The sequence below is a fragment of the Nocardia sp. NPDC055165 genome (assembly GCF_053606985.1).
Genome location: NZ_JBSGSS010000005.1, coordinates 188,112 through 201,632 on the forward strand (window position 1 = coordinate 188,112; position 13,521 = coordinate 201,632).

Below are 13,521 nucleotides of genomic sequence, written 5' to 3' on the forward strand. Positions count from 1 at the left end.
CCGTTCGCTTCTATCGGTTCCGGGTGAGCAGCTTGTTGACGCCGGCGGCAGCCAGGTACAGCAGTGCGATCATGAGGATCAGCGTGAACGCCGCACCCCAGACACGTTCGCGGCCGGCAGCCTCCGGGTTGGCCAACTCTTGGTAGATCAACAGCGGCAGCGAGGCCATGTTGCCGTCGAAGATGTTCTGGTTGATCGACTTGCTGTAGCCGACCAGCACGAGCACCGGCGCGGTCTCACCCATTACGCGGGCTACGGCGAGCAGGATGCCGGAGATCATGCCGGGCGCCGCGGTGGGGACGACGATACGCAGGATCGTCTTCCACTTCGGCACACCGAGCGCGTAGGAAGCCTCACGCAGCTCGTCGGGCACCAGCTTCAACATTTCCTCGGTGCTGCGCACCACCACCGGCAGCATCAGCAGCACCAGCGCCAGCGAGACGGCGAAGGAGCTCTGCGGCATGCCGAAGGTGGCTATCCAGAGCGCGAAGATGAACAGCGCGGCAACGATCGAAGGCACACCGGCCAGGATGTCGACCATGAACGTCGTCACCCTGGCGAGCCGACCGCGACCGTATTCGACGAGGTACACCGCGGCCATGATGCCCAGCGGCACCGCGATGACAGAGGCGACCAGCGACTGCACAATCGTGCCGTAGATCGCGTGGTAGACGCCGCCGCCGGTCTGATCCGGCAGGATGCCCTTCTGCGAGTTCGTCCACCAGTCAGCGGACGCGATCGCGGTGATGCCCTTGGTGACCACCAGGCCGAGCACCCACACCAGCGGGATCAGCGCGATGACGAAGCACAGCGTGACCAGGCCGGTGGCGACGTTGTTCTTGATCCGCCGGGCGGTACTGACCTCACGAAAGGTCCGAGCCTTTACCGGCTTGTCGAGAGTCGTTGTGGTGGTCATCAGCCGTTCACCTTTCCACCGGAGGCCAGGCGGGCCAGCGCGTTGACGACGAAGGTCAGCGCGAAGAGGACGAAGCCTGCGGCGATATAGGCGCCGGTCGGCAGCGGGGCGCTGAATTCCGAAGCAGCCGACGCGATCTTGGAGGCGAAGGTGTAGCCGCCGTCGAACAGCGACCAGGTGCCGGGCACCGAAGCCGTCCGCAGCACAACGAGGACGGCGATCGTCTCACCCAGTGCACGACCGAGGCCGAGCATCGAACCGGCGATCACACCGCTGCGGCCGTACGGCAGGACAGTCATGCGAACGACTTCCCACTTGGTCGCGCCGAGCGCCTGCGCTGCCTCGATGTGTGCACGCGGAGTCAGCGAGAACACTTCACGGGACACCGAGGTGATGATCGGCAGGATCATGACAGCGAGCACGACGCCGGCGGTGAAGATCGTGCCACCGCCGCTGATCGAGATTCCACCTTCGGTGTGGGAGAACAGGAAGAACCAGCCGAGGTTCTCGTTCAGGAATTCCTGCACCGGCACGATCTTGGGTGCCAGCACCAGGAAGCCCCACAGACCGAACACGATGGACGGCACCGCGGCGAGCAGGTCGACCAGCATTGTGAGTGGTTTACCCAGCCGCGACGGCGCGTAGTGCGTCAGGAACAGCGCGATACCGACACCGATCGGCACCGCGACGATGAGCGCGAACACCGAGCTCAGCACCGTGACCATGAACAGGTCGCGGATACCGAAGCGCAGGTTGTTCGCGTCACCGGTCGAGAATTCGGTACTGGTGAAGAAGTTGACCTCGTCAGCCCTGATCGAGGGGACCGCGCGGATCAGCAGGAACAGCGCGATCAACGCGATGGCCGCGACAATCGTCGCGCCGGCCGCGGTGGCCGTCCACCGGAAGATCGTCTCGGCGTTCAGGCGGCCGGTACGACCCCCGTCAGGGGCCTTGTCGATTTTCGGTTCGGTCGGCATATTCGCAGTATCTCCGGCCGCCCGTGGGCTCGTCGAATTCGACGAGCCCACTGCGGTCACCTCGGGGTGCATGGTCATGGCCAGGAAGCGATCAGGAGATGGCGTTGATCGCGGTGGTCAGCTTGGTCTTGAACGCGTCGGGCAGCGGCACGTAGCCCGCCTCGGTCAGACCGGTCTGGCCGTTGGTGACGGCCGAGGTCAGGAAGGCCTTGACGGCCTTGCTGGTCTCGGCGTCGGCGTACTTGGAGCACACGATCTCGTAGGTGGCCATGACGATCGGGTACGAGCCGGCGGCGGTCGGCTTGTAGAACGAGCTGGTGTCGAGGACGAGGTCGTTGCCCTCACCCTTGATCTTCACGCCGTCGATGGCCTTGGCGGCCGACTCGGCCGACAGCTTGACCGGGTCCTTGCTCGCAGAGGTGATGATCTGCGAGATGGACAGGTTCTGCGCCTTGGCGAAGGACCACTCGTTGTAGGTGATCGAGTTCTTGGTGTTCTTAATGGCGGCCGAGGTGCCCTCGTTGCCCTTGGCGCCTTCACCGACGCCACCGTTGAAGGTCTTGCCGCCGCCCTTGCCCCACGCGCCGTCGGAGGCCGCGTCGAGGTAGAGCTGGAAGTTGTCGGTGGTGCCCGACTCGTCGGAGCGGAAGATCACGGCGATCTTCTCCGAGGGGAGCTTGGCGTTGGGGTTGAGCGCCTTGATCTCGGGGGCATCCCAGGTGGCGACGGAGCCGTTGAACACCTTGGCGGCGGTCGGGCCGTCGAGCACCAGGTCGGTGACGCCGTCGACGTTGTAGGTGATGGCGATCGGGCCGAAGACGGTCGGCAGGTTCCACGCGGGGGCGCCACAACGCTCCGCGGCCTTGGCCGGCTCTTCCTTCTTGGAGCTCAGCGCCGAGTCGGAGCCACCGAAATCGGTCTGGGCGCCGAGGAACTCGTTGACGCCGGCGCCCGAGCCACTCGAGGTGTAGTTCAGGGTGTAGCCGTCGCAGTTGTTCTCGTAGGCCGCGACGAAACGCTCCATGGCGTTCTTCTGCGAGGAGGCACCGGACGCCTTGAGCGCCTTCTTGCCACCACAGGCAACGCTGGTGTTGGCGGCATTGCTCGCATCGCCACCGGTGGCGTTGTCGTCACTGCCACAGGCCGCCAGGGTCATGGCGCCCACGGCGAAGACGCCGACCAGGGCACTGGTGCGCTTGAAGTTCACTTTTCCTCCGACAATGCTGGGTGTCTCACTCGGTCCCTCACCGGCCCGAGCGAGGCTGGCCGGTGCTCGCTATCCCCGAGGAATGCGCGCACCAGGCGACGACTGTGCCGCCCAGAAGTAACCTAAGGTCGTCCGGTTGACAGTTGGCCCGATGTGGGTTAACGGAGAATGAACAGCCCGGCGCGATCAATGCCGCGAATGTGACGTTAGCCCCAGTTTTACTCGCGCTTACCCGGTCATCCGCGCAATATTCTCCTCGCGCACCAGAATTCACCTCGAATGTGAGGTGACTCGCATCAGGGCAGGGAGTACGCGACGTCGATGTGGGCGGGCGCGAAACCGAGCTTGGTGTAGGTGTTCACGGCGGCGGTGTTGTCGGCTTCGGTGTAGAGCAGGACTTCCGTGGAGCCGGCCGCGCGCAGGTGTCGCAGACCGGCCAGGGTGAGCAGTCTGCCCAGGCCACGCCCCTGCGCGGACGGGTCGACCCCGACGACGTACACCTCACCGGCGGGAGCGGCGTCGGGATGCTGTTTGGTCCAGTGGAAACCGAGCAGGCGGTCCGGGTCGGCGACGTCGAACGCCAGAAACAGACCGGCCGGTTCGAACCACGATTCCGCGCGGCGAGCGGCGATGTCGCGCTCGGTCCAGCCGCCCTGCTCGGGATGCCAGGCGAAAGCCGCGTTGTTCACCCGCAGGATCTCGAGGTCGTCGACGGGGCCCGCGTAGGTGCGGAGGACGAGGTCTTCCGGAAGCTCGAGTTCCGGTAGCTCCGGGGTTGCCATCGAGCGGCGCATCTGCCACAGCTCGCGAGCCGTGACCAGCCCGAGGCCGGTCGCCAGCGCTTTGGCGGCGGGTAGGTCACCGTGCGCCCACACCCTGGTGCCCGTGCCACCCTCGGCCAGTGCGGCACGGACCAGGTCGGCGCCGATACCGGCGCCACGGGCGGCGGGGTCGACGGCGACCTCGGCCATCGCGGGGTGATCGTCATGTGCCGCAACGAGATTCGCGTAACCCACCAACTCGCCCCCGCGTAGCGCCAGCACGTGCCGGGTCGACGGATCGGCTTCGGCCAGCGACAGCACCGCCTGCTCCGAGACCGGAGCGACACCGTCGAGGTCGGCCGCGCGTTCGAGCAGGGCCCGCACCGTGTTCGCGGTACCGGGCTCGATCTGAGCAGCCCAGGTCAAGGTTGCTGTATCCGGCATCGCCATCCTCCTGGGTGCGCTGCTACTGCGCGGTGCCGTTGAGCGGGGCGAAGGAGTCGTCGCCGTCGATGTCCTCGTCGACGAAGGTCACCGCGGGTTCACCCTTGGCTGTGGCCGTCCGAGCCGGGCGCACCGCCTTGTAGCCGACGTTGCGCACGGTCCCGATCAGCGACTCGTACTCGGTGCCGAGCTTGGCGCGCAGGCGCCGCACGTGCACGTCGACGGTGCGGGTACCACCGAAGAAGTCGTAGCCCCAGACCTCCTGCAGCAGCTGGGCGCGGGTGAACACCCGGCCCGCGTGCTGCGCGAGGTACTTGAGCAGCTCGAATTCCTTGTAGGTGAGATCGAGCGGGCGGCCACGCAGGCGCGCGGTGTAGGTGCCCTCGTCGATCACCAGCTCACCCAGGGTGATCTTGCCGGTGTTCTCCGGGCTGGCGACCCCACCGTTGCGGCCGACCAGCAGCCGCAGGCGCGCGTCGAGCTCGGCGGGGCCGGTCCCGGGCAGCAGGATGTCGTCCAGGCCCCAGTCCGCGTTCACGGCCACCAGGCCGCCCTCGGTCAGGACCGCGACCACCGGAACAGAAGACCCCGTGCTGCCCAGCAGTCGGCACAGACCGCGCGCGGCGGCCAGGTCGGTTCTGGCGTCGACCAGCGCGACATCGGCGCTACTCGCCTCCAGCAAGGACGACACCTCGGTCGGCGCGGGCCGGACGTTGTGCGCCAGGAGCGTCAACGACGGCAGGACCGCGTCGGGGTTGGGGTCGGAGGTCAGTAGGAGCAGCTCCATGGGGCTCTCCTCCTATCTCGTTGCTCCGCGGACGACAGCAGCCGCGTAGCTACGTCGCCGAAACACAGGTTAAGTCGTGTGCAACATTAGCGCCTCTACAGCCACTACCTCGCAACACGGCGTCCGTTTTGTGTTCTTCGCCCTCGCCTCGGAGGGACCAGGGGCCCGCGACCCGCGACGCCAGCCGCTAGTGTCACAGCATGCGCAAGCTGATCATCGGGCTTCTCTGCCTGGCCGGTTTGGCGGTGGTCATCGATTTCGGCGCCGCCGCCTATTCGGAGTACCACGTCTCCCGTCAACTGCGGGCGGGCGCGGATCTGTCCGCCGACCCGGAAGTCACGTTCCACGGATTCCCGTTCGCCGCCCAGGCGATGAGCGGCCGCTACGACGACGTGACGATCCGCGCCCGCGCCGTGCGGCCCGACATCCCCGGCGAGGTCGGCATCGAGGCCAAGCTGCAGGGCTTGCACGCCACGGCCAGCGAGTTGCTCGACGGCGCGGCGCGCACGGCGCAGGTCGACCGAATCGACGCGTTGATGCGTTTCGAGCCCACCGAACTCGGCAAACTCTTCGGCATCCCGGACCTGCAGGTCCACACCCCGCCGGCCGACAAGTCCGACGGCACGGGGGGCTCCGGCGGGTCCGGAATGACCACCGCGGGCGTCCTCGTCCTCAAGGGCACCCTGCCCACCGCGGCGAACGGCCGTGTCCTGCCCGCCGGTGTCACCCCGTCCAGTTCCGCGACCCGGGTGCCGGTGCAGATCCAGGCCGACCTGCTGCTCGAGGGCGACAAGGTCCGGATCCAGGCGACCGGTTTCTACACCGACACCACCAGCACGGTCGACACCACCGCCGCGGTCAAGACCGATTCGAAGATCCCCGAGACCGATCACGCCGCAGTGCTCGCCCGCTTCAGCCGTACGATCGATATCAAGGAGTTGCCGTTCGGTGTCGCACCGACCGAGGTGTCGGCGCTCGGCGGCCAGATCGTCGTCGAGGGTGTCGGCCGCAACATCACCATCGACCTGGACCGATTGCAGCAACCATGATCGAGATCGTCATTCTGGCCGCCGTCATCGCGGCCGCCGTCGCGGTCGGGTTCTACCTGTCGCGCAGGCAGGGGCAGGTTCGTCCCGCCACCCTCGACCCCGAGACACATCAGCGCGCCCGCATGCTCGACGCCGCCGGTGTGACCGGTGCGGCCCCCGCGGTGCTGCACTTCTCCGCCGACTGGTGCGGCCCGTGTGACGCGGTCCGCCGGGTCGTCGCCGGCGTCACCGCCGACCTGTCGGAGTCCCCGAATGCCCCGCGCGACATCGAGATCGACATCGACGCCGATCCCGCGCTGGCCCGCGAGCTCAATGTCCTCTCGCTGCCGACGACCTTCGTCTTCGACGCCGAGGGCAAGGAGCGCTTCCGCATCTCCGGCGTTCCCAAGGCGGGCGACCTGCGCACCGCCCTCGAGCCCCTGACGGTGTGATCTAGCCCCATATCCAGGGGGGCCGAGACATTCTCCGGTGAGACCGGGTAAACTACTCCTCGTGCAAACCGACCACGAGCTGATGCTCACCCGACGCCGCACAGTTGATCTGTGTCGCCTCGGTGGTTGTTGCTGCCTGTGCTGCTGACCGATCGGCTTTTTCTCTCCCGAGATTTCTGACGTCGATCTATGCCCGCCGTGCGAGTGATCCTCTGGATCCCCCGGTGACCAGGCAGATCCCCCTGACTTACACAAAGCCCAGGAGTTCGCACAATGACCCGTTCCTCTGAATCTCCCCCTCGCGTCGATGTCCGCGGGCCGCGTTTCGTGGCCTGGATCACCACCGGCGTGCTGGTTCTCGTGCTTCTCGTCGCCGCCTTCTCGACCGCCGCGGCCGCGATCCTGATCGGCCTGCAGGCCGTCGTCTTCGCGATCGGCGCGATCAGCGGCCCCGCCAAGCACCCTTACGGCCGGATCTACGCCGCGTTCGTCGCGCCGCGCAACGGTCCGCCCACCGAGACCGAGCCCGTGCCGCCGCTGCGTTTCGCGCAAGCGCTCGGCTTCGTGTTCGCCGGTCTCTCCCTGCTGGGCTTCGCGCTCGGCTCCTCGATCGTCGGCGCGGTGTTCGCCGGCTTCGCCCTGTTCGCGGCGTTCTTGAACGCGGCGTTCGGGGTCTGCCTGGGTTGCCAGATCTATCCGCTGGTAGCTCGCTTCCGCCGGTCACCAGCCCCGGCACCGAACTGACCCCCTTGCACGTCTCTGAAAGGAACAACATGGCTCGCTCCGATGTCCTGGTCTCCGTTGACTGGGCCGAAGAGAACCTCAACGCCCCCGGCGTCGTCTTCGTCGAGGTCGACGAGGACACCTCCGCCTACGAGGGTGGCCACATCGAAGGCGCCATCCGCCTTGACTGGAAGACCGACCTGCAGGATCAGGTCCGTCGCGACTTCGTGAACCAGGAGCAGTTCTCCGACCTGCTCTCGGCGCGTGGCATCGGCAACGACGACACCGTGGTGCTCTACGGCGGCAACAACAACTGGTTCGCGGCCTACGCCTACTGGTACTTCAAGCTGTACGGCCACAACGACGTCAAGCTGCTCGACGGCGGCCGCAAGAAGTGGGAGCTCGACGGTCGTCCGCTCTCGCGCGACGCGGTCGCGCGCCCGGCCACCCAGTACAAGGCCGCCGCTCCCGACCTGAGCATCCGCGCGTTCCGTGACGAGGTCATCGCGGCCATCGGCACCAAGAACCTGGTCGACGTGCGCAGCCCCGACGAGTTCTCGGGCAAGATCCTCGCGCCCGCGCACCTGCCGCAGGAGCAGAGCCAGCGTCCCGGCCACATCCCGGGCGCGATCAACGTGCCGTGGAGCAAGGCCGCGAACGAGGACGGCACCTTCCGCAGCGACGCCGACCTGGCCGAGCTGTACAAGGACGCGGGCCTGGACGGCGAGAAGGAGACCATCGCCTACTGCCGCATCGGCGAGCGTTCCTCGCACACCTGGTTCGTGCTGCAGGAGCTGCTCGGCCACCAGAACGTCAAGAACTACGACGGCAGCTGGACCGAATACGGTTCCCTCGTCGGAGCGCCTATCGAGTTGGGAGCGTAATCAATATGTGTGCAGCACCTACCCAGGGTCAGGCCATTCCGGCCGGCGTCGATGTGGAGAAGGAAACGGTCATCACCGGCCGTGTCCTGAGCACCGACGGCCAGCCCGTCGGCGGCGCGTTCGTGCGTCTGCTCGACGGCAACGGTGACTTCACCGCCGAGGTCGTGGCCTCCGGCACCGGTGATTTCCGCTTCTTCGCCGCGCCGGGTTCGTGGACCCTGCGCGCGCTGAGCTCGTCGGGCAACGGCTCCGCCGAGATCAGCCCCGAGGGCGCCGGCATTCACGCCGTCGACGTCGCGGTCGCCAAGTAAGAAGCTCACAACGGCCCTGGTAGTTCCTGTGCGGGAACTACCAGGGCCGTTTTCGTATCTGTTACGAGGACTGGCTAGACTCCGATTGTGGTCATCTTCTTCGAGGTACTCCTTGTCGCCGTGTCGATTCTCATCGGCTGGTTCGGCCTGTACGTCTTCTACCGGCTCTTCACCGAGTCATGAGCGGGCTCGCTGGCGAAGGTAACGAACCGGCCGAGCGAGCGAGCACAGAGCAAGACGCTCCGGCCGAGCGTCGTAGCGGCGACGAAGCAGTCAACGTCGCCGCCGAACGGGCGAAGGAAACCGGCGCCCGAAACATTTCGGTGTTGCCCGGCCTCCCCCTGCCCGAGGACACGGCCAATCTGCGCCTCGGCCCGGATCTGAACCACGCCATGCTGGCCCTGCTGCCGCTGGTCGGCGTGTGGCGCGGCGAGGGCGAAGGCCACCACCCCGCCGAGGGCGACTACCGCTTCGGCCAGCAGATCATCGTCTCCCACGACGGCGGCGACTACCTGGCCTGGGAATCGCAGACCTGGAAGCTCGACGCGGACGGCAAGTACACCGGCCCGGACCTGCGCGAGAGCGGCTACTGGCGGGTCGGCGGTGAGGGCACCGACGAGCTGCTCGAACTCCTGCTCACCCACAGCAACGGCGTCATCGAGCTGTACTACGGCAAGGCCCGCAACCAGGCCTCCTGGGAGCTCGCAACCGACGTCTCCATCCGCAGCACCTCCGGCGCGGTGGTGGGCGGCGCCAAACGCCTCTACGGCATCGTCGACAACGGCGACCTCGCCTACGTGGAAGAACGCGTGGACCCCGACGGCGCGCTCGTCCCCCGCCTGTCGGCGCGGCTGGTCCGCTACATCGGCTGAGATTCTTCGAGAACGGCCCGCCCGGATCACTCTGGGCGGGCCGTTCTCGTCGGGAAATGGAGCGACCCCCGAGCCGTTCCACCGCGATCTGTGAACGCGATGGTCCCGGTTGGATCTTCCGGGGGCTCGGGGGTCGGGTGACTGCCTGGGATTCGCTCAGCGCACCGCTGGGGAATCTCCCGCAGTGGAGCTGCTAGCGGGCAGCCACCTCACGCATCCGATGAACATACATTCTTCAGACCACCTCCTCTCTTGTGTACTGATGAATCTATCCGCGCTCGGCGCGCTCGGCAATTGATTTAATTGCGGTTCTGACCTGGGTGAATGCGTCAGGTTGCCGAAGATGTCGTGGCGTGATGATGCTCGATGTGGCAGGTGCCGGTCGCATCGACGGTGACGACGGTGCCGGCTCCGTGCCCGCGCGGGAGTTGGTGGGTGACAACGACAACGGTGCGATCCGGAGCTACGAGACCGCTGGCCGCGTCGAGGAGGTCGAGCAGAAGTTGATCGCCTTCGGCGGCAGCCAGGTGTTCGGTCGGCTCGTCGAGGAGCAGGGTGTGCGCGGGGGCGACGAGGGCGCGGGCCAGCAGGATGCGGCGGCGCTGACCACCGGATACGGCGGCCGCGCCCGCGGTGAGCGAGGTGTGCAGACCGTCCGGCAGCGTATCCAGCCACGGCCCGAGACCGACTGTGCGCAGAGCGCTTTCGGCCTCGTCGAGGGTGAGGTCACCACGCGCGACTCGCAGGTTCTCGAGAATCGAGGTGCCGAACAGATGCGCGTCCTCCGCGAAGAACGTGACACCGTCCCGGGGCGTATCGAACAGGCCCGCCCATGCCATCAGCAACGTTGTCTTCCCCGCCCCACTGGGTCCGACGACAACCACCCGCGACCCTTCGGGCATCGGTGTCCGCCTGGCCGTGGCCCATGGACTCGTCACCGGTCCCCCGGGAACCACCGACCGCGCGCGTTCTCGAACTCCCGCGGAGTCGAGGTCAGCCGGAGCAGGCTCGACCGCCGCCCACTCGCGGCGCTCACTCCCGGCACTGTCGGCACCGGCAGTGCCGCGGGTTCCTGCCGAGATGCCACGGAGGCGGTGCAGGGCCGCACGGGAAGTGGTGAGGGTGGTCGCGGCGGCGGGAAGCATGCCCACGGCTTCGAAGGCCGACAGCGGGACCAGCACCAGAATCGTCAAAGCCATCGGAGTCATGCCGCCGGGCAGTCCGCCGGTCGACCCGTAGGCGGCGATGCCGACCAGCAGCGCACCGAACGCGCTCACCCCGATCGACAGCGGGGTGGCCGCGGCCGCCCACGCGCTGCGCGAGGCAGCCGAATCCTCCGCGCTCACCGCCCGCTGAGAAGCCCTGTCCGCCACGGCGAGTGCCGCATCCAGCCGCCCCGCGACGCGCAGCTCGGCAGCGTGATCGAGTACCGTGAGCCCCCCGGCGGCGAACTCGGCCCGATCGGCCCGCACCGCCCGCTCTGCCTCCCGCGCGGCCGCCGCCGACATCCATGGCGCGAGGATCCCCGAAACCGCCAGCGCGACAGCCAAGATCACCGCTGCCAGGGGCGAAATGATCGCGATCAGCCCCACCGCGGCCAGCGACAACACCGCCGCGACCGCCACGGGCACCAACACCCGGACAACCACCGCCCCGAGGTCGTCGATGTCAGCGCCGGTCCGGACAAGCACATCCCCGCGCCGCAGCGCACGCCCCGTGCTGCCGACAGGGCCCGCGTGGTCCGCCACACCGGTCGGCGCAACCGACGAGCCGTTCCGGTCTCGCCACCACCAGACATCCGACTGCGCCAGCGTGCGATACACCGACGTGCGAGCTGTCGTCATGGCCCGCAAAGCCACATCGTGGGTGGCCAGTCGCTCCAGGTACCGGCACAACCCCCGCGAGATGCCCAGCGCCCGCACCGCGACCACCGCGACGCTCAGATCCAGCACCGGCGGCATCTGCCAGGCCCGCGCGATCAACCACGCGGCGAGCGCGGCCAACCCGAGCCCACTGCCCAACGCCGCCACGCCCCAGGCGATCGCCACCGTGACCCGCGCGGGCGACAACGCGAGCAGCCGCCACATCTCCCGCAGATCGCCGATCATGAGACCTCCACTCCATACACGCGACCGGCCGACTTACCGGAGGAGCCCACCGCGCGCTGTGGTTCCGAGTCGGCACCAGGCGGGGGTCCGCTCGCTGCCACGGGATCTGAGGCGTCGACCGTGCGGGCAGAAGCCGGTCGGCTGTTGTCCGTGTCGGTGACAGGTGCGGAGTTGCCCGTAGCCTCCGAATCCGGAGCGACCGCTGAAGGCGTGTGCGCCGCGACGACGTCGATCACCACATCGCCCGCTGCCAGCACGGTCGGACGGTGGGCGACGACCACAACGGTCGCACCGGCGGCGGCGTGTTCGCGCAGGGTGGTGAGCACGCGCTGCTCGCTCTCGGGGTCGAGGTGGGCGGTGGGTTCGTCGAGGAGCAGGATCGGGCGGTGCGCGGCGAGGACGCGGGTGAGGGCTAGGCGTTGGCGTTGACCCAGGGACAGGCCGGTGCCGTTCTGACCGACGACGGTGTTCCAGCCGTCGGGGAGCTCGGCCAGCACGCTCTCGAATCCCGTTGCGGCACTGACGGCTCGAAGATCATCGACGGTCGGGTCCGGGACGGCCCCGAGCAACTCGACATTCTCGCGCAATGTCCCGGGAACCAGCACCGGCCGCTGCGGCAACCAGGCGATCCGACTCCACCAGCTGTCGAGGTCGAGTTCACGAACATCGGTGCCGTCGACGAAGACGGCGCCTTCGTCGGGTTCGACCAGCCCCAGAATCGCCTGCACCGTAGTCGATTTCCCGCACCCGTTCGGCCCGGTCAGGACGGTCACCAGTCCGGGTTCGAGCACGGCCGTCAATCGATCGGGCGCGGTGCCCGTTCTGGCGGCAACAGACAGCCCACGCAAGGTGATTCGCGCCGGCCCGACACCCACACCAGGCAGTTCGGCCACGTCCGCCGTGCGGCTACCGGAGGCGATGACCTCGCCCCAGGCGGCGCGAGGAGGCGCCGACTCGGCCCGCCGGGGCGGTTCGAGCACCGCGAAAGCCCGGTCAGCGGCTGCCATTCCGTCTTGCGCCGCGTGGAACTTCTCCCCCACCTGCCGCAGCGGCCAGTACACCTCCGGCGCGAGAATCAACGCCACCAGGCCGCTGTACAACGCCATCTCGCCGAACACCAACCGCAGCCCGATCGCGACCGCGATCAACGCGACACTCAGCGTCGCGAGACTTTCCAGCACCATCGAGGAAAGGAACGCGATCCGCAGCGCGCGCATGGTCCGCTGCCGCAGCGAATCGCCGAGGGCCTGCACCTGATCAACCATCGAGGGTCCGTCCGCACCCTCACGCCCGAGCGCACGCAAAGTGGGCATGCCCGCGAAAAGGTCGAGGATCTGGTCCGACAACCGCGTGGTCGCGGCGAGCGTCGCCTCGGCTCGCCCCTGGGTGAGCAGCCCGATCAGCACCATGAACACCGGGATCAACGGCACGGTGATCACCGCGATCAGCGCCGAGGTCCGGTCGTGCAGGGCGATGACCACCAGCACCACCGGCGGAACCAGACAGGCCAGCAACAGCGCGGGCAGATAGCCGGTGAACCACCCACGCAACCCGCTGAGACCGTTGCCGACGACGACCGCGATCTCCGTTCGCCGCACGTCGAGGTCCCGTGGCGGCAGCTCGGCGCCGGCCCGCAGCACCGCCGTCTCGAGCTCCGCGACCACCGCGCTTCCGGCCCGATGAGCCAACCGCGCCTGCCACCAACTCGCCAGCCCCCGCACCGCGACGGCCACCGCAAGAACCACCAATTCCGTGGTCCACGTACCGAACTCACGCTTGCCCGGATCCGTGATGACCCCGGCGAGTACCCGCCCCAGCACAATGGCGATCACCACGATCGTCGCTGTGATCACCAGCGCCAGCGCGACAGCGATCACCAGATGCGGCCGCGCCGACCGCGCGTACCGCCACAACCGGGGATCCACCGGGCCGCGCCTCGACCGTGTCGGCGTCACCGCGCCCGGCTCGGGTCCCTCCTGCGACAAGCTCTCCGACACCACAGCGTCCGACCTTTCGCGAGCGACAATTTCCCGAGACGGGGCCGACGCCAT

13 protein-coding genes are annotated in these 13,521 nt (G+C 67.9%); 6 read left to right on the forward strand and 7 right to left on the reverse strand.

Translation table 11 applies throughout. The annotated features are described in order from the left end of the window. Positions 1-10: 10 nt before the first annotated feature. The 5 genes from pstA to ACWFRF_RS12830 all read right to left on the reverse strand — a co-directional run bounded on the left by pstA (position 11) and on the right by ACWFRF_RS12830 (position 5,092). On the reverse strand, positions 11-916 hold the full coding sequence (gene pstA / locus ACWFRF_RS12810; RefSeq protein WP_379317248.1) for a phosphate ABC transporter permease PstA: 906 nt from the start codon (positions 914-916) through the stop codon (positions 11-13). Continuing rightward, positions 916-1,893: a phosphate ABC transporter permease subunit PstC gene (gene pstC, locus ACWFRF_RS12815; RefSeq protein ID WP_379220142.1), complete on the reverse strand. Its 978-nt coding sequence runs from the start codon at positions 1,891-1,893 to the stop codon at positions 916-918. The genes pstA and pstC overlap by 1 nt, the downstream gene beginning before the upstream one ends. A gap of 91 nt (positions 1,894-1,984) precedes the next feature. After that, a complete protein-coding gene (gene pstS / locus ACWFRF_RS12820; protein ID WP_378990567.1) occupies positions 1,985-3,100 on the reverse strand; it encodes a phosphate ABC transporter substrate-binding protein PstS in 1,116 nt (371 codons plus the stop codon). A 296-nt stretch (positions 3,101-3,396) separates the two neighbouring features. Continuing rightward, the gene (mshD, locus tag ACWFRF_RS12825; RefSeq protein WP_379317047.1) at positions 3,397-4,305 is read right to left on the reverse strand and encodes a mycothiol synthase; all 909 of its coding nucleotides are present in this window, start codon (positions 4,303-4,305) and stop codon (positions 3,397-3,399) included. Positions 4,306-4,327: 22 nt separating this feature from the next. Beyond that, positions 4,328-5,092, reverse strand: coding sequence for a winged helix-turn-helix transcriptional regulator (locus tag ACWFRF_RS12830; RefSeq protein ID WP_101464573.1), 765 nt, complete (start codon positions 5,090-5,092; stop codon positions 4,328-4,330). Between the two features lie 200 nt (positions 5,093-5,292). Between ACWFRF_RS12830 and ACWFRF_RS12835 the strand changes: the two genes are divergently transcribed. The 6 genes from ACWFRF_RS12835 (at position 5,293) to ACWFRF_RS12860 (ending at position 9,362) form a co-directional block, all read left to right on the forward strand. Continuing rightward, positions 5,293-6,141, forward strand: coding sequence for an LmeA family phospholipid-binding protein (locus tag ACWFRF_RS12835; protein ID WP_379315873.1), 849 nt, complete (start codon positions 5,293-5,295; stop codon positions 6,139-6,141). After that, positions 6,138-6,572, forward strand: coding sequence for a thioredoxin family protein (locus ACWFRF_RS12840; protein WP_452450061.1), 435 nt, complete (start codon positions 6,138-6,140; stop codon positions 6,570-6,572). The genes ACWFRF_RS12835 and ACWFRF_RS12840 overlap by 4 nt, the downstream gene beginning before the upstream one ends. 273 nt (positions 6,573-6,845) lie before the next feature. Further along, positions 6,846-7,316: a DUF4395 domain-containing protein gene (locus ACWFRF_RS12845; RefSeq protein ID WP_379315869.1), complete on the forward strand. Its 471-nt coding sequence runs from the start codon at positions 6,846-6,848 to the stop codon at positions 7,314-7,316. Positions 7,317-7,345: 29 nt separating this feature from the next. Beyond that, positions 7,346-8,179 carry a sulfurtransferase gene (locus tag ACWFRF_RS12850; RefSeq protein WP_379315867.1) on the forward strand — a complete coding sequence of 278 codons (834 nt, stop codon included), beginning with the start codon at positions 7,346-7,348 and terminating at the stop codon, positions 8,177-8,179. Between the two features lie 5 nt (positions 8,180-8,184). Then, positions 8,185-8,490, forward strand: coding sequence for a DUF1416 domain-containing protein (locus tag ACWFRF_RS12855; protein ID WP_056818727.1), 306 nt, complete (start codon positions 8,185-8,187; stop codon positions 8,488-8,490). A gap of 179 nt (positions 8,491-8,669) precedes the next feature. Then, positions 8,670-9,362 carry an FABP family protein gene (locus ACWFRF_RS12860; RefSeq protein WP_379315865.1) on the forward strand — a complete coding sequence of 231 codons (693 nt, stop codon included), beginning with the start codon at positions 8,670-8,672 and terminating at the stop codon, positions 9,360-9,362. Between the two features lie 329 nt (positions 9,363-9,691). Here ACWFRF_RS12860 and cydC read toward each other — a convergent pair whose 3' ends face one another. Continuing rightward, positions 9,692-11,470 (reverse strand): thiol reductant ABC exporter subunit CydC, encoded by a 1,779-nt coding sequence (gene cydC, locus ACWFRF_RS12865; RefSeq protein ID WP_452450063.1) that lies wholly within the window; start codon positions 11,468-11,470, stop codon positions 9,692-9,694. Further along, positions 11,467-13,521 carry a thiol reductant ABC exporter subunit CydD gene (gene cydD, locus ACWFRF_RS12870; protein WP_452450064.1) on the reverse strand — a complete coding sequence of 685 codons (2,055 nt, stop codon included), beginning with the start codon at positions 13,519-13,521 and terminating at the stop codon, positions 11,467-11,469. Before cydD ends, cydC begins: the two co-directional genes overlap by 4 nt.

What these genes read in the sequence shown, in the direction of transcription:
- pstA (WP_379317248.1), bottom strand. Translation starts at nt 916, where the DNA reads ATGACCACCACAACGACTCTCGACAAGCCGGTAAAGGCTCGGACCTTT.
- pstC (WP_379220142.1), bottom strand. Translation starts at nt 1,893, where the DNA reads ATGCCGACCGAACCGAAAATCGACAAGGCCCCTGACGGGGGTCGTACC.
- cydD (WP_452450064.1), bottom strand. Translation starts at nt 13,521, where the DNA reads ATGGCGTCGGCCCCGTCTCGGGAAATTGTCGCTCGCGAAAGGTCGGAC.
- ACWFRF_RS12830 (WP_101464573.1), bottom strand. Translation starts at nt 5,092, where the DNA reads ATGGAGCTGCTCCTACTGACCTCCGACCCCAACCCCGACGCGGTCCTG.
- ACWFRF_RS12850 (WP_379315867.1), top strand. Translation starts at nt 7,346, where the DNA reads ATGGCTCGCTCCGATGTCCTGGTCTCCGTTGACTGGGCCGAAGAGAAC.
- cydC (WP_452450063.1), bottom strand. Translation starts at nt 11,470, where the DNA reads ATGATCGGCGATCTGCGGGAGATGTGGCGGCTGCTCGCGTTGTCGCCC.
- ACWFRF_RS12835 (WP_379315873.1), top strand. Translation starts at nt 5,293, where the DNA reads ATGCGCAAGCTGATCATCGGGCTTCTCTGCCTGGCCGGTTTGGCGGTG.
- ACWFRF_RS12845 (WP_379315869.1), top strand. Translation starts at nt 6,846, where the DNA reads ATGACCCGTTCCTCTGAATCTCCCCCTCGCGTCGATGTCCGCGGGCCG.
- ACWFRF_RS12840 (WP_452450061.1), top strand. Translation starts at nt 6,138, where the DNA reads ATGATCGAGATCGTCATTCTGGCCGCCGTCATCGCGGCCGCCGTCGCG.
- ACWFRF_RS12855 (WP_056818727.1), top strand. Translation starts at nt 8,185, where the DNA reads ATGTGTGCAGCACCTACCCAGGGTCAGGCCATTCCGGCCGGCGTCGAT.
- ACWFRF_RS12860 (WP_379315865.1), top strand. Translation starts at nt 8,670, where the DNA reads ATGAGCGGGCTCGCTGGCGAAGGTAACGAACCGGCCGAGCGAGCGAGC.
- mshD (WP_379317047.1), bottom strand. Translation starts at nt 4,305, where the DNA reads ATGCCGGATACAGCAACCTTGACCTGGGCTGCTCAGATCGAGCCCGGT.